This is a genomic window from Kitasatospora sp. NPDC048239, from assembly GCF_043202015.1.
GTDB lineage: Bacteria > Actinomycetota > Actinomycetes > Streptomycetales > Streptomycetaceae > Kitasatospora.
This window is the reverse complement of record NZ_JBICZP010000001.1, coordinates 406,337-419,270: the sequence shown is the minus strand read 5'-3', so window position 1 is coordinate 419,270 and position 12,934 is coordinate 406,337. Positions and strand designations below refer to the sequence as shown.

Here is a 12,934-nt window from a genome sequence, read left to right as displayed (position 1 = left end):
ACGAGGTGTCGTGGCGGATCGTCGCGTCGTAGGGCTTGTCCAACAGGTCCACCCGGACCGTTTCGCCCGTCGCCCCGTCGGGGGTCCCCGCCGACCTCCCGGACCAGAACGACCTCGTCGTACCGGAGCGTCAACCGTTCTGGGTCCTGCGTTCGGTTTCCTCGATCCACTGCCTGGCGCGGGCCGCGGCTTCCTGCTGGGCGCCGAAGATGTCGCTGGTGGGGGGCAGGACGGCGTCCTCGCCCAGTTCCGCGGTGAGGCCGGTGCGGCGGAGGACGGTCTGGAGCCGGGGTTCGACGCCCGCGAGGTAGAGGCGGCCGCCGTGGGCGCGCAGCTCGCGTGCGTAGCGTCGCAGCAGTTTCAGTACGGCCGAGGAGGGGACGTCGGGGACACCGCGCAGGCCCAGGATCACGGCCGCGCCGCGCGCGTCGGTGGTGTCGGGCCACTGTTCGTCGATCCGGGGCGTCTCGGCGAACAGCGAGACACCGTCGTAGTGGAGGACCGTGACGGTGCCGGGTTCGATCCGGGCCGGGACGTCCGAGATCCGCCACCTGCCCTCGCCGTCCTCTTCCAGCAGGTGGAGCCGGCTCTGGCGGGCCGCCTGCACGCAGTACAGCAGGAGGGAGAGGACCGCTCCGATCACGATGGCCTGCTGGAGCGGGAGCTGGGTGGTGGCCAGGAAGGTGGCGATCATCGCGATGGCCGACAGCGGGGAGGTGCGCAGCACGAGAGCGATGTCCGGGAGGCGGCCTGCGATCAGTTCGCAGCCGATCACGATGATCAGGCCGCCGATCACCGGCATCGGGATGCGTTCGGCGAGCGAGCCCAGAGTGAGGACGAGCAGCGCGAGCCACAGCGCGGCGAAGACGCCGGTCCACCGGGTGCGGGCGCCCGCGCTGACGGCGACACCCGTGCGGGACATCGAGCCGCCGGTGGGCAGTGCCCCGAACAGGCCGCCGCCGATGTTGCCGAGGCCCTGGGCGACGAAGTCGCCGTTGACGGAGGTCTTACTGCCGTCGGGGTTGGGCACGCCGGGCCCGATGGAAGCGGCCTGGGCGAGTCCGACGAGGGCGACCGCGAAGGCCCCGGGCAGCAGCGCGCCGGCGGCCGACAGGTCGGGGGCGGTGAAGGCGGGCAGGGCGCCGGGGATCGGGGCGATGTCGCCCGCCAGTTCCACCGAGGTGCCGAGGACGCCGACGGCCACGCTGACCACGAGCAGGGCGACCAGGACGGCGACCGGCTTCAGCCGCTCCACCAGGCGCACCAGAGCCCAGACGGCGACCGCAGCGAGGGCCGTGAGGACCGCCGCCGGCTTCCAGTCGCCGATGTGGACGATCCAGTCGCCGAGCTGGAGGAGCTTGTTGTGGCCGGCCGGCTTGTAGCCGGTGGCGTCCTTGAGGGAGCCGGTGATGATCTGCAGGGCGATGCCGGTGGAGAAGCCGGTCATCACCGCGTTGGAGACGAACGACATGACCACCCCGAGCCGGAGTGCGCCGAGGAGCAGCATGACCGCCCCGGCCAGCACGGCCAGGGTGGCGACGTTGCCCGCGTCGAGGGCGTCGAGTCCGGCCTCCTTGACGACGCTCTGCGCGGTCAGGGCGAGCGCCGAGGTGAGGGTGGTGACCATCAGGACGGTGCGGGCGAAGAGGGAGCCCACCAGGGTGGGGACGACGCCGGCATAGATGCCGGCGACCGGGTTGAAGCCGCCGATCGCCGCGTACGCCATGCCCTCCGGGATGGAGAAGAGGCCGGTCACGAGACCGGCGGACACGTCCGAGGCCTTCGGCCTGCCGACCGCCCGCAGCCGGGCCCGCGCGGCCGTGGACCTCACGAGGTGGGTCCGGCCGCCCGGCCCGGGGTGAAGTGGTCGATCGCCCGCATCCAGCCGGGAAGCGCGTGATCCTGCCCTTCCCGCGGCAGGTCCTTCCACTGCTTGACGCCCATGAGCAGGAAGAGCACGCCGAGCGTGAGCTTGAGCCAGTACGTCCAGCGGGCCGGCGCGCCCTCGTCGGCGGCCCCGGCACCCGAGCCGACGAGGACGACCGCGGCGGTGACCGCCCCGAGTGCGACCATCCAGCCCAGTACGAACGCCGTGCCGTTGACCTTGCCGCGCGGGGTGGCCAGCATCAGCAGCACAGCGATCAGCGGCAAGGGGCTGATGGCGATGCCCACCGCCGACGCCAGCATCTGTCCGACGGCGTCGCCCATCGCTGCCTCCTCGGTACCGGACCCGATCCACCCCCGCCGGGCAGGCGGTAGCCCAGAGCCTTCCCGCGCACCCGGGCAACCGCAACGAAGGCTCGGCCGAACGGGTGAGCATGCCCGCGTCCTTCGGTCTGACCGGGGAGCGCGGTTGCGAGCCCACCCGGAAGCGATGAGCGTGGGATCACCCGTGTCACCGCTGGTTGCACCCGATCGGAGTCCGCATGGACGCGCAGACGTTGAAGCAGCAGATCGCCACCGCCCACGAGAAGGCCCGGGCCGACGAGGGCCACTGGCTCGGAATGGCGGCCTTCCGCTACGGCTTCCCGCTCCTGGAGATGCACCGCAGCCTGTGGGAATGGCACGTCGACACCTCCGCCCCCACGCACCTCGGCGCGATCAACGAGATCCACCACACGCCGCGCCGGGCGGAGCCCAGGGACACCTACTTCGTCACGCCGATCGTCGACGCCCCGTACTCGCGCACCTTCGTGGACCTTTCCGGCGGCGCGGTCGTCCTCACCGTCCCGCCCGTCGCCGACCGCTACTTCACCGTCCAGCTCCTGGACATGTACACCAACAGCTTCGCCTACGTCGGCACCCGCACGGGCGACACCACCGGCGGCGACTACCTGCTGGCCGGACCGGGCTGGCGCGGCACCGTCCCCGACGGCATCACCCGGGTCATCACCGCCCCCACGCCCCTGGTCTGTGTGCTGGCCCGCGTCACGATCCTCGACGACGACGTGCCCGCCGCCGTCGCCCTCCAGCAGCGAATCGCCCTGCGCCCCGCCGACCCGTCCTCCCCCAAGCCCGATCCCTCGGCCAACCCCCGGGCCCGCGACTGGCGGTCGGCCGACGGCGATCCGCTGGACTTCTACCGGATGCTCGCCGACTGCCTGAACGCGAGCCCGCCACCGGCCTCCGACGCCGGCGTCCTCGGCCTGCTCGCCCGTATCGGCATCGCCCCGCACCGCCCCTTCGACCCCTCCGGCCTGCACCCCGCAGCCGTCGACGGACTGCGGCGGGCCGTCGCCGACGGACTGCACGACCTGTACGCCGACATGCCCTTCGCCGGCCCGTCCCGCAACGGCTGGGTGATGGTCGACGTCGACACCATCGGCGACTGGGGCACCGACTACTTCTCCCGCCTGGAGATCGCCCAGCTCGGCCTGCTCGCCAACAGCGCGAAGGAGGCCTACTACATCGGCGCCATCCTCGACGGCGACGGCAACCCGCTCTCCGGCGAGCACCGCTACGAACTCCGCTTCGGCCCCGACGACTTCCCGCCCGTGGGCGCCTTCTGGTCGGTGACCATGTACCTCAACCCGCAGGGCTTCCTCGTCGAGAACCCGATCGGCCGCTACCACCTCGGCAGCCTCACCAAGGGCCTCACCTACGGACCCGACGGCTCCCTGACCCTCTACCTCCAGCGCGAGAACCCCGGCCCCGGACGCGAGTCCAACTGGCTCCCCACCACCGAGGCAGGCGTCCTGTTCCGCCTCATCCTGCGCCAGTACCTGCCCACTCCCGCCATCCTCACCGGCCGCTACGCACCCCCGGCCGTCGTTCGCGTCGACAACTGACCGCAGGCGCCACGGCTCACCGTCCGGCCCGGCTCGGGCCGGACGGTGAGCCGGACACCACGAAGCCCGCGGCCCGCACGGCTGCTTCGCGCAGCTGAGCTGTCCCGGGTCTCGCCCGGGCCCGTCCGCCCGTACCCGGACTGCCTGTCCTGCCAGTACTCGCACCCGGACAGTCCGGGAGAAGCCCCGCGCCGTGATGCCACCGAGGGGGTGGAGCTGGCCGAGTGGCCTGCTATCGGAGGCCTGTTCGAACACCGCTACGACCTGCAGGTCGGGCACCTCCGTGCTGGCGCGTCGTCAGGCCGCTTGACAACGACGAGTCTTGCCGCGCCCCCCGGGGGCGTTGGGGGTGATGGGTCAGCGGTAGTGGGGTTCGACGATGGCGCGGATCTCGTCGAGGAGGGCGGGGCCGGACTGGGGGACGGGGGGTCGGTGGGGGGCCGGGCGGATGTCCAGGAGTTGTTGGGCGGACAGGGCGAAGACCACGCGGTGGAGGCCGGCCTGTCGGATGACGGCCTCGCACATCGTGCAGGGCTCGCAGCTGGTGTACAAGGTGGTCTGCGCCGCCGTGGCCGGGTCCAACTCCCTTGCGGCCCAGCGGGCGAGCTTCAGTTCGGGGTGGGCGGTGATGTCCCGGTCGGTGAGGGTGGTGTTGCAGTCCTCGGCCAGGACCGTGCCGTCCGGCCCGGCCAGCAGGGAGCCGAACGGGGGGTTGCCACTCGCACGGGCCTTGGCCGCCAGGGCGATGGCCCGACGGAGGAGGGTGTCGGCGTCGGGTGCGGTCATGGCTGTTCCGTTCGGCGGGGGTGGAGGTGGGCGGCCACGGTGGCGAGCGCCTGCCAGGCCGTGTGGGGGTGGCGGGTCTCGTCCGGGTTGCCGTGGTAGGGGTCGAGGATGACGGACTCGGCGCCCAGCAGGCGGAGTTGGGCGAGGTCGTCGAGGATCTGCTCGATCGTGCCCACCCCGGCGAGGCGGTCCGGCCCCTCGACCGGCGCCTCGGTCAGCCTGAGGGCGATCCGGGGGGCGAAGGCGGGTACGGGCAGGTCGAGTTCGGCCGCGTCGGCAGCCAGCCGGCCGACGGCCGCGTGCAGCCACGGCATGGTGCAGCGCAGCGGATGCCAGGCGTCCCCGAGCCGCACGGCGCGGCGCCGGCCCGCGTCGCTGTTGCCGCCGACCCACAACGGGATCCGCCGGCCGCCGTAGGCGTCGGTGTCCCAGGCCGCCCGGATCGCCGCCAGGTGGTCGTCGGTCAGTCGTCCGCGCCGCTCGAACGGGATCCCGAGGGCGGCGAACTCCTGCCGGGCCCAGCCCACCCCCACCCCGAGGACCAGTCGGCCGCCGCTCAGCTGGTCCAGGTTGGCGGCCATCCGGGCGGTGAGCAGCGGGTGCCGGTAGGGGGCGATGAGGACCGTCGTGCCGAGCCGGACCCGGGTGGTAAGGCCGGCCAGCCAGGACAGGGTGGTGAAAGGTTCGTAGAAGGGCGCCGGATAGCGCTCGGCGACATCGGGTGTGATGGCGATGTGGTCCGAGACCATCAGCAGGTCGAAGCCCAGACCCTCCACGGTCCGGGCCCAGTCGCGCAGGACCCCCGGGTCGGTGCCGGGGCCGAAATTGAGGACGTTGACTCCGATCTTCACAACGCAAAGGCTAGTCAGCCGATACCGGTCGCCAGAAGGGATTCCCACCTGTTCAGGGGCGGTTCGGCCGTGGATCCCCCGGTAATCTGGGCGGATGACCGAGAGTCTTGACGCGACGGACTGGGCGATCCTGGACGAGCTCCAGCGGGACGGCCGGATCGCGTTCACGGAGTTGGCGCGGCGGGTGAACCTGAGCGCCTCGGCCACCACGGAGCGGGTGCGCCGGCTGGAGGCGACCGGGGTGGTCACGGGGTACCGGGCGGAGGTGAATCTGGAGCGGACCGGGTACGGGCTGCTGGCGGTGGTCCGGCTGAAGTACCCGGGGACCAGGCACGAGCCGCTGCGCCGGCTGCTCGGGGAGCGCTCCGAGATCCTGGAGTGCGTGCGCACCACCGGGGACGACTGCTACGTCCTGAAGGTGGCGGCCACGTCGATGGCCCACCTGGAGCAGCTCGTCGACGAGCTGGCCCAGTTCGGGAGCACGACCACCAACCTCGTGCTCAGCCGGACGCTGCCGCTGCGCGGCCCTCGGGAGCCCGGGGCGGGCCCCGCGCCGGAGTGAGGGCGCGGACCGCGGGGCCGTCGGCGGGCGGGTCGGGTCGAGGCAGGGTGGGTCGGGGCGGGTCGAGGCCGGGCGGGTCGAGGCCGGGCGGCGGTCGAGGCCGGGCGGCGGTCGAACGGGAAAACAGGGCCCCGGCGGGCGGGGTCGGTACCCTGGCGGCATGGAGATCTGGATCAACCCGCGCTGCGGGAAGTGCCGAACGGCGCTCGGGGCCCTGGAGGGCGCGGGCGCCGAGTACACCGTGCGGCGCTACCTGGAGGACCCGCCGACCGCCGTCGAGCTGGAGCAGGTCCTGGAGCGGCTGGGGCTGGAGCCTTGGGACATCACCCGGCTGGACGAGCAGTCCGCCCAGGACCTCGGAATGAAGAAGTGGACCCGGGAGCCGGGCGACCGGGCGCGCTGGATCAAGGCGATGGCCGACCACCCGATCCTGATCCAGCGCCCGATCATCACCGCGGACGACGGCCACGCCGTCGTCGCCCGGACCCCCGAGGCGCTCAAGTCCGTCCTGCCGTAGCAGCCGTCCGGGCGGGCACCGCGGCCGGCGGCGCTACAGCCGCTGGATCCGCCGGACCGGCTCGCCCGGACGCCAGGACGTGACCCACAGCTGGTCGTCGCTCACGGTGGTGTGCACCACCTGGTCCAGCTCCAGCCGGAAGGCGTGGAACGGGCCGGGCGGCGCCTGCGGCAGGTCCGCCACCCAGGCGGCCAGCTCGACCTCGTCGGTGATCTCGACGGCCCGGCCCGAGATCTTCGAATCCCCGCCCTCCATCGTCTCGTCGCCCGGATGCGCGTGCAGCGCGAAGCGGGCGTCCCGCTGGAGGTCGCGGGCCTTCATCGCCCCCTCCATCGACCCGATGGTGAGGTCGGCGCCGATGAAGTTGACCTCGGTGCCGCTCACCCGCGGTGAACCGTCCCTGCGCAGCGTCGCCAGGACATGGTGCTTGTTCGCCTCGAAACGGGCCCGTACGAGGGGGGCGAGATCCGGTGCCGCGTACTCGAAGTCCTGCCAGGTAGCCATGGCGCCAGTCTGGCACCGGGCGCCGGCAATCCCGGTGAGGCCCGGGGCGTTGTCGGCGCCCGGTGCCAGACTGGACGGGTGACCACCACGACCGAGTACATCGCGTTCCTGCGAGCCGTCAACGTCGGCGGGCGCACGGTGCGGATGGAGCGGCTGCGCGCCCTCTTCACCGAGCTGGGCCTGGGCGACGTGCGCTCCTACATCCAGAGCGGCAACGTCTTCTTCACCACCGGCGAGACCGACCGGGCCGCCCTCGCCCGGCGGATCGAACGGCACCTGGCCGAGGCGCTGGGCTTCCCCGTGCCCGTCATGCTGCGCACCCCGGACGAGGTCGAGGCGCTGCTGGCCGCCGAGCCGTTCGCCGGGATCGAGGCGACGCCGGACGTCCGGCTGATGGTGGTCTTCCTCTCCGAGCCGCTGCCGGACGACTACCCCGTCCCGCGGACGTCCGAGAAGGGCGACTTCGAGGTCGTCGGCGCCGACGCCGGTACCGCCTTCGTGGTGATCCACCTGCGGGGCGGGCGGATGAACACCAACCCGGCCGACGTCTTCGGCAAGGCCTACCAGGGGCAGGGCACCTCGCGCTTCCTGCACACCACGGCCAAGATCCTGGCGGCCGCCAGGAAGTCCTGACCCGGCACCCGGCACCCCCGCACCCCGCGCCGCTCACCTCACACCCGCACCACACGCCGCCGCGGTCCGGTGCGGTCGGCGGGCTCCGCCGCGGTCCGGCGGCTGCCGGATCCTGGACAGGCGGGTGCGGGTGAGCCGACAATCAGGCCATGACGTCACCTGAGATCCGGACGCATGTGGTCCGGCCGTCCGAGGCCGAGCGGGAGCAGGCGCTCGGGGTGCTGCGGGAGGGGGCGGGCAGCGGACGGCTGTCGCACGAGACCTTCCTCGGGCGGATGGACGTCGTGCTGCACGCGAGCAGCCGGGCCGAGTTGAACGCTGCGATGGCGGACCTGCCGGCCGGGAACCCGGTCGGACGGTTCCTGCTGCGGACGGTGGGTCAGATATCGGCGTTCGGGGTGCGGCTGCGCGGGGCCTGGCGGGTCGAGCGGCTGCCGGGGCTGAGCCTGCCGCACGCGGGGGCGGGGACGCTGACGATCGGCCGGATCCCCGGGTCCGGGCTGCGGCTGCACGATGCCTCGGTGTCGCGCCAGCACGCCGAGCTGCGGCGCGAGGGCGAGGGCTGGGTGCTGTACGACCTGGGGTCGACCAACGGCACGCATGTGAACGGCCGCCGGATCGCGGGCGGGGTGCGGGTACGGCCGGGCGACCAGGTGCGGTTCGGCAATCTGGAGTTCCGGCTCGCCCCGGGCTGAGGACCTGTCCTGCGGGCCCGGCCGGCAGGCCCTTGAGGGCCGCGGTGGACAGCTCGGCTGCCGGTGGCGGGGTTGTCGGTGGCGGGTGCGAGTATTCGACCATGAACCAGGAGACCGATCCCACCCCCGATGTGCTGCGCGACGCCCGGGAGCGCGCCCGTGAGTTGATCCGGTGCGGCTTCCAGGAGTCGGACGAGATAGCCGAGTCCCTGGCCGACGAGTTCGACGACCAGGGGCTGACGGAGGAGCAGGCGGGTCGGCTCGTCGCGCCGTTGTGGCAGGAGCGGCTGGCCGAGCAGGCGTCCTGGCCGCGGACCACGGACGTGGACCGCCTGGAGGAGGCCTTCGACGCGCTGGAGGAGCAGGACATCGTCGCGGCGATGGACTTCACCTGCTGCGGCAGTTGCGGATACGCGGAGATCGGCGGCGAGGCCGACGCGGACTCCCGCGGCTTCGTCTTCTTTCATGAGCAGGACACCGAGCGGGCGGCTGCCGGGGGCGGCCTGACGCTGCGGTACGGCGGGTTCCGGGCGGACGGCGCGCCCGCGGAGTCGACGGCGGAGGCGGAGCTCCGGACGGTGCTGATCGGCCGCGAGGTGGTGGCGGCGCTGGAGGCGGTCGGCCTGCCGGTGGAGTGGGACGGATCGCCGGGGCAGGCGATCACCGTCACTCCGCTGACCTGGCTCAACCGCCTGCCGGAGTAGCCGGAACAGGCGGACTGGCCCGAGCGGACGGATGAGGAGCAGAAGCAGGAGTAGGAGTAGGAGTCGTAGTAGCCGAGGACGGTGGCGGTCGGTCAGCGGCTGACGTGGAGTTCGGCGTAGTGGTCGCCCGCGACGGCCCTGCGCAGGGTGATCTTGGCCTGGCCGATGGCGGCCTCGGTCTTCTCGGTGAGGGTCCTGGTCTCCTCGCCGACCTTCACCTCGGCCGAGGTGTCGGTGATGTGGCTGACGGTCAGTTTCACGCTGCGATCGCCGCCGAAGACCTCCACGGTGTTGGCGGCGTCCGCACCGTCGGTCCGGACGACGACATCGCAGCTGTCGTCGTCGGTGCAGAGCGCGGCACTGGCCTTGCAGGCGGTGAGCCCGGTGGTGAGCAGGAGCACGGCACCGGCCGCGAGCAGCGCGGTGCGGGCCGTCCGGGCGGGACGGGCCCTACGGGCAGGGGGCCGGGCCGGGCGCGAAGGGGTCGCTGTGGTCATGGCACTGACGGTAGGCGGCCGTGCACGCCGGGCCATCGGCCCCGGGCGGTACCCGCCCCCTGGCCCGGCCCGGAGCGGCCGGGCCGCCCCGACCCCGAGAAGAGTGGGTCCAATCCCCTAGGGGTCCACGGCAGTTGAGGGCCGGAGGGCCAGATCCCCCTACGGGTTGGCGGCGGTTTCGGGACCGAGGACCCGCTCGACCCCGGCCACGACGACGGCGAGGCCGCGCTCGAAGCGCCGCTCGTAGTCCCCGAAGAGGTCCCGACCGGCCGCGGCGGCGAGTTCGTGTGCGGGGTCGATGCCCGCGGCGCGCTGCTCCGGGTCGTAGCCGGGGGCGCGCTCGCCGGGCCGGGGGTGGACGGCCTGCTCCTCGATGACGAAGCCGATGGTGTACGCGTACCCGGTGGTGTACGCCTGTACGGCGTCGGCGAGTTCGAAGCCGGCCCGGGTGAAGGCGGCCAGCATCACGTGCTGGCCCTCGGTGTGGCCCTGGTCGGTGAGGCGGGTGCCGCTGAAGACCTTGGCGCCGTCGCGGTAGCCCAGCAGGGCGCCGCGCAGCGTGCGGCAGGTGGCGGTGAGCGCCTCCTGCCAGGACGCCGGCGGGGTGATCGGCCCGCCGGTCATCCGGCGGAGCATCTCGGTGGCCATCTCGTCCAGCAGCGCCTGCTTGTTGGCGAAGTGCCAGTACAGCGCGGGCGCCTTGACGTCCAGCTCGGTGGCGATCCGCCGCAGGGTGAGGCCGTCGAGCCCGGTCTCGTCGAGCAGGCGCAGGGCCGTATCGACGACCTGAGCGCGGTCCAGCTTGGGTGGCATACCGGCCTTTCCGGTGGGTGTCGGCCGGCCCGCCCCACTCTTCACCTTGACAACTTAACACCGTTAAGCCCATGCTCGGACCAGTCGCCAACTTAACGCCGTTAAGGAGCTTCCCATGGAGCATGCCGTGCACCCCGGACACCCGGACGTCCTGATCGTCGGAGCAGGCCCCACCGGCCTCACCCTGGCCTGCGACCTCGCCCGCCGCGGGGTGTCCGCCCTGCTGGTGGAGAAGGCCGCGGCGCTGTTCCCCGGCTCGCGCGGCAAGGGGCTGCAGCCGCGCACCCTGGAGGTCCTCGACGACCTCGGGGTGCTGCCCGCGGTCCGCGCCGCCGGCGGCCACTACCCCCGGATGATGTCCTGGCAGGACGGCGAGCGGCAGGGCGAGTGGGACCTGATCGAGCGCAACGCGCCCGACCCGACCGTGCCGCACCCGGACATCTGGATGCTCCCGCAGTGGCGCACCCAGGAGGTGCTGTACGACCGGCTGCGGGAGCTCGGCGGGCAGGTGGCCTTCGGCACCGCGCTGACCGGCCTCGACCAGCGCCCCGACCGGGTCGAGGCCCGGCTGACCGGGCCGGACGGCATCGAGCGCACCGTCGCGGCCCGCTACCTGGTGGCCACCGACGGCGGCCGCAGCACGGTTCGGCGCGCGGCCGGCATCCCGATGGCCGGCGAGCAGGTCGACCAGCGCCCCGCCCTGGTCGCCGATCTCCGGCTGACCGGGCTGGACCGCGAGAACTGGCACATCTGGCCGAAGGCCCCCGGCGGTGCGCTGCTGCTCTGCCCGCTGCCGGGCACGGCCGACTTCCAGCTGTTCGCCCAGTTCGACGCGGACCAGGAGCCGGACACCTCGCCCGAGGGGGTGCGCCGGACGGTCGCGGCCCGCACCCACCTGCCCGCGGAGGCGGTCGGCGAGGTGCGCTGGGCCTCGGACTTCCGGCCCCGGGCGGCGCTCGCCGAGCGGTTCCGGGTCGGCCGGGTGTTCCTCGCCGGCGACGCCGCGCACATCCACTCCCCGGCCGGGGGCCAGGGACTCAACACCAGCGTCCAGGACGCCTACAACCTGGGGTGGAAGCTCGGCCAGGTGCTTCGGCACGGCGCGGCCGAGGAACTGCTGGACAGCTACGAGGCGGAGCGGCTGCCGATCGCCGCCGACGTGCTGGACATCTCCACCCGGCTGTACCGGGCGGGCGGGGTCCGGGCCGGCGCACTGAACCGGGGGCCGCGGACGGAGCAGCTGGGCCTCGGCTACGAGGGCGGGCCGCTGACCGTGGAGGCCCGCTCGGGCCTGGCCGAGGAGGCGCTGCGCGCCGGGGAGCGCGCTCCGGACGCCCCCCTGGAGGAGCCGCGGGAGGCGGGCGGGCCCGGGCGCCGGCTGTTCGACGTGTTCCGGGGGCCGCAGTTCACCGTGCTCGCCGTGGAGTGCGGGCTGCCGGTTCTGCCGACGGGCGTCGGCGCGCTGCGGGTCGACGCCGGAACCGGCGGCGGAATCGCGGCCCGGGCGTACGGACGGGGGCTGTTCGTCGTCCGGCCGGACGGCTACGTCGGGCTGGCCACCCACGATCCGGCCGATCTGCCGGGCTACCTGGCCCGGCTGGGGGTGTGCTGACGCGAGGCTGGGGCGCATATGCCTTGCGCATATGCCACGCGCGTAGATCAAAGGGCCGCAAAAGGCCCCGCGGTCACTCGCGGGAGACGCCCCAGCCGTCGGCCGGGCCCCAGAGCGGAGCGGTGCAGCGCTGGTAGGTGGCCTGCCAGTGCGGCCAGTTGCGGACCACGTCGTCGTCGCAGTCGGCCAGCAGCTGGTCGACGACCGCCGGCTCGACGCCGTCCAGCAGCCAGGCCAGCGCGTCGGCGGTGCCCGGGCCGTCGGCGGAGCGCAGCAGGTCCAGCAGCTCGGGCAGGCTGCCCAGCCGGGAGCCGGGCGCGAACACCCGCTCCATCCGGGGCATCAACTGCCGCTCCTCGATGCGCAGGTGGGTCTCCAGCCGGGCCGCCAGGTCCTCCATCGCGTAGGCGACCGGCCAGGCGCTGCCCGCGTCCCGGCTGGCGATCCGCACCAGGGTGGTGACCCGGGTGAAGGAGTGGTCCAGGTTGTGGTGGTCGGCCTCCAGCCAGTTGAGCAGCAGTCGCAGCTCGGGGGCGAAGCGGCGCACGATCGGCCAGATCCGGGTGTCCTGCTGCTCGTGGTGGCAGGTCAGCATCGCGGTGACGAAGGTCCAGTGCCGCAGCAGCGCCTCGCCCTTGTCGTCCTCGCCGGGCTGGAGCAGGCGCAGCGAGTTCGGCAGCCGGGTCAGGTCGCGGCGGAGGGCGGCGTGCACCAGCCGCAGCCCGGCGAACCGGACGGCTTGCGGCTCCTCGCCGGCGGTCCGCTCACGGTCGGAGCCCGACTGGGCGGGGACGGCGGGCGGGGACGCTACGGGAAGCAGGTGGCTCGGCATGGCTCTCTTCTCACGACTTGGCAGGCTGGTGGAAACGCGCTCCCACCAAAGTGCTCACAGTCGATCAGAGTCGAATCAATATCCGATTGACGCGCAGGTCAGGAGCCCGGCGGGCAACACCACGGCCCTCGTCCGCGAGG

At 73.2% G+C, this 12,934-nt stretch carries 15 protein-coding genes; 7 read left to right on the top strand and 8 right to left on the bottom strand.

Translation table 11 applies throughout. The features are described from left to right. Positions 1 to 130 precede the first annotated feature (130 nt). Both ACGFZP_RS01830 and ACGFZP_RS01825 read right to left on the bottom strand, forming a co-directional pair. Positions 131 to 1,831 carry a SulP family inorganic anion transporter gene (locus ACGFZP_RS01830; protein ID WP_392927551.1) on the bottom strand — a complete coding sequence of 567 codons (1,701 nt, stop codon included), beginning with the start codon at positions 1,829 to 1,831 and terminating at the stop codon, positions 131 to 133. After that, positions 1,828 to 2,208: a GAP family protein gene (locus tag ACGFZP_RS01825; protein WP_392927549.1), complete on the bottom strand. Its 381-nt coding sequence runs from the start codon at positions 2,206 to 2,208 to the stop codon at positions 1,828 to 1,830. The genes ACGFZP_RS01830 and ACGFZP_RS01825 overlap by 4 nt, the downstream gene beginning before the upstream one ends. Before the next feature lie 218 nt (positions 2,209 to 2,426). Between ACGFZP_RS01825 and ACGFZP_RS01820 the strand changes: the two genes are divergently transcribed. Continuing rightward, positions 2,427 to 3,788: a DUF1254 domain-containing protein gene (locus ACGFZP_RS01820; RefSeq protein ID WP_392927547.1), complete on the top strand. Its 1,362-nt coding sequence runs from the start codon at positions 2,427 to 2,429 to the stop codon at positions 3,786 to 3,788. A gap of 357 nt (positions 3,789 to 4,145) precedes the next feature. Here the strand turns inward: ACGFZP_RS01820 and ACGFZP_RS01815 are convergent, their stop codons facing one another. Together ACGFZP_RS01815 and ACGFZP_RS01810 are read right to left on the bottom strand one after the other, a co-directional pair. Then, positions 4,146 to 4,574, bottom strand: coding sequence for a nucleoside deaminase (locus ACGFZP_RS01815; protein WP_392927545.1), 429 nt, complete (start codon positions 4,572 to 4,574; stop codon positions 4,146 to 4,148). Then, positions 4,571 to 5,425 carry an LLM class flavin-dependent oxidoreductase gene (locus ACGFZP_RS01810; RefSeq protein ID WP_392927543.1) on the bottom strand — a complete coding sequence of 285 codons (855 nt, stop codon included), beginning with the start codon at positions 5,423 to 5,425 and terminating at the stop codon, positions 4,571 to 4,573. The genes ACGFZP_RS01815 and ACGFZP_RS01810 overlap by 4 nt, the downstream gene beginning before the upstream one ends. A gap of 94 nt (positions 5,426 to 5,519) precedes the next feature. Here ACGFZP_RS01810 and ACGFZP_RS01805 point away from each other — a divergent pair, with 94 nt between their 5' ends. Together ACGFZP_RS01805 and ACGFZP_RS01800 are read left to right on the top strand one after the other, a co-directional pair. After that, positions 5,520 to 5,987 carry an Lrp/AsnC family transcriptional regulator gene (locus ACGFZP_RS01805; protein WP_392927542.1) on the top strand — a complete coding sequence of 156 codons (468 nt, stop codon included), beginning with the start codon at positions 5,520 to 5,522 and terminating at the stop codon, positions 5,985 to 5,987. Positions 5,988 to 6,147: 160 nt separating this feature from the next. Then, the gene (locus tag ACGFZP_RS01800) at positions 6,148 to 6,504 is read left to right on the top strand and encodes an arsenate reductase family protein (protein ID WP_392927540.1); all 357 of its coding nucleotides are present in this window, start codon (positions 6,148 to 6,150) and stop codon (positions 6,502 to 6,504) included. Positions 6,505 to 6,537: 33 nt separating this feature from the next. Here the strand turns inward: ACGFZP_RS01800 and ACGFZP_RS01795 are convergent, their stop codons facing one another. Continuing rightward, on the bottom strand, positions 6,538 to 7,008 hold the full coding sequence (locus tag ACGFZP_RS01795) for a pyridoxamine 5'-phosphate oxidase family protein (protein WP_392927538.1): 471 nt from the start codon (positions 7,006 to 7,008) through the stop codon (positions 6,538 to 6,540). 78 nt (positions 7,009 to 7,086) lie between these two features. Here ACGFZP_RS01795 and ACGFZP_RS01790 point away from each other — a divergent pair, with 78 nt between their 5' ends. The 3 genes from ACGFZP_RS01790 (at position 7,087) to ACGFZP_RS01780 (ending at position 9,040) form a co-directional block, all read left to right on the top strand. Continuing rightward, on the top strand, positions 7,087 to 7,641 hold the full coding sequence (locus tag ACGFZP_RS01790) for a DUF1697 domain-containing protein (protein WP_392927536.1): 555 nt from the start codon (positions 7,087 to 7,089) through the stop codon (positions 7,639 to 7,641). Positions 7,642 to 7,790: 149 nt separating this feature from the next. Continuing rightward, positions 7,791 to 8,336 carry an FHA domain-containing protein gene (locus ACGFZP_RS01785; RefSeq protein ID WP_392927535.1) on the top strand — a complete coding sequence of 182 codons (546 nt, stop codon included), beginning with the start codon at positions 7,791 to 7,793 and terminating at the stop codon, positions 8,334 to 8,336. A gap of 101 nt (positions 8,337 to 8,437) precedes the next feature. Next, complete coding sequence (locus tag ACGFZP_RS01780; RefSeq protein WP_392927533.1) at positions 8,438 to 9,040, top strand: DUF6891 domain-containing protein; 603 nt, start codon at positions 8,438 to 8,440, stop codon at positions 9,038 to 9,040. 92 nt (positions 9,041 to 9,132) lie between these two features. Here the strand turns inward: ACGFZP_RS01780 and ACGFZP_RS01775 are convergent, their stop codons facing one another. Together ACGFZP_RS01775 and ACGFZP_RS01770 are read right to left on the bottom strand one after the other, a co-directional pair. Continuing rightward, complete coding sequence (locus ACGFZP_RS01775; protein WP_392927532.1) at positions 9,133 to 9,537, bottom strand: hypothetical protein; 405 nt, start codon at positions 9,535 to 9,537, stop codon at positions 9,133 to 9,135. 159 nt (positions 9,538 to 9,696) lie between these two features. Next, positions 9,697 to 10,350, bottom strand: coding sequence for a TetR/AcrR family transcriptional regulator C-terminal domain-containing protein (locus ACGFZP_RS01770; protein WP_392927530.1), 654 nt, complete (start codon positions 10,348 to 10,350; stop codon positions 9,697 to 9,699). 115 nt (positions 10,351 to 10,465) lie between these two features. Here ACGFZP_RS01770 and ACGFZP_RS01765 point away from each other — a divergent pair, with 115 nt between their 5' ends. After that, positions 10,466 to 11,962, top strand: coding sequence for an FAD-dependent monooxygenase (locus ACGFZP_RS01765; RefSeq protein ID WP_392927528.1), 1,497 nt, complete (start codon positions 10,466 to 10,468; stop codon positions 11,960 to 11,962). Between the two features lie 73 nt (positions 11,963 to 12,035). On the opposite strand, the gene ACGFZP_RS01760 is transcribed toward ACGFZP_RS01765, so the two are convergent. Further along, on the bottom strand, positions 12,036 to 12,794 hold the full coding sequence (locus ACGFZP_RS01760; protein WP_392927526.1) for a hemerythrin domain-containing protein: 759 nt from the start codon (positions 12,792 to 12,794) through the stop codon (positions 12,036 to 12,038). Between the last annotated feature and the right edge of the window lie 140 nt (positions 12,795 to 12,934).

Excerpts from the sequence above, each read along its gene's own strand:
- ACGFZP_RS01780 (WP_392927533.1), top strand. The coding sequence starts at position 8,438 with ATGAACCAGGAGACCGATCCCACCCCCGATGTGCTGCGCGACGCCCGG.
- ACGFZP_RS01765 (WP_392927528.1), top strand. The coding sequence starts at position 10,466 with ATGGAGCATGCCGTGCACCCCGGACACCCGGACGTCCTGATCGTCGGA.
- ACGFZP_RS01825 (WP_392927549.1), bottom strand. The coding sequence starts at position 2,208 with ATGGGCGACGCCGTCGGACAGATGCTGGCGTCGGCGGTGGGCATCGCC.
- ACGFZP_RS01760 (WP_392927526.1), bottom strand. The coding sequence starts at position 12,794 with ATGCCGAGCCACCTGCTTCCCGTAGCGTCCCCGCCCGCCGTCCCCGCC.
- ACGFZP_RS01820 (WP_392927547.1), top strand. The coding sequence starts at position 2,427 with ATGGACGCGCAGACGTTGAAGCAGCAGATCGCCACCGCCCACGAGAAG.
- ACGFZP_RS01770 (WP_392927530.1), bottom strand. The coding sequence starts at position 10,350 with ATGCCACCCAAGCTGGACCGCGCTCAGGTCGTCGATACGGCCCTGCGC.
- ACGFZP_RS01815 (WP_392927545.1), bottom strand. The coding sequence starts at position 4,574 with ATGACCGCACCCGACGCCGACACCCTCCTCCGTCGGGCCATCGCCCTG.
- ACGFZP_RS01805 (WP_392927542.1), top strand. The coding sequence starts at position 5,520 with ATGACCGAGAGTCTTGACGCGACGGACTGGGCGATCCTGGACGAGCTC.
- ACGFZP_RS01775 (WP_392927532.1), bottom strand. The coding sequence starts at position 9,537 with ATGACCACAGCGACCCCTTCGCGCCCGGCCCGGCCCCCTGCCCGTAGG.
- ACGFZP_RS01795 (WP_392927538.1), bottom strand. The coding sequence starts at position 7,008 with ATGGCTACCTGGCAGGACTTCGAGTACGCGGCACCGGATCTCGCCCCC.
- ACGFZP_RS01785 (WP_392927535.1), top strand. The coding sequence starts at position 7,791 with ATGACGTCACCTGAGATCCGGACGCATGTGGTCCGGCCGTCCGAGGCC.
- ACGFZP_RS01800 (WP_392927540.1), top strand. The coding sequence starts at position 6,148 with ATGGAGATCTGGATCAACCCGCGCTGCGGGAAGTGCCGAACGGCGCTC.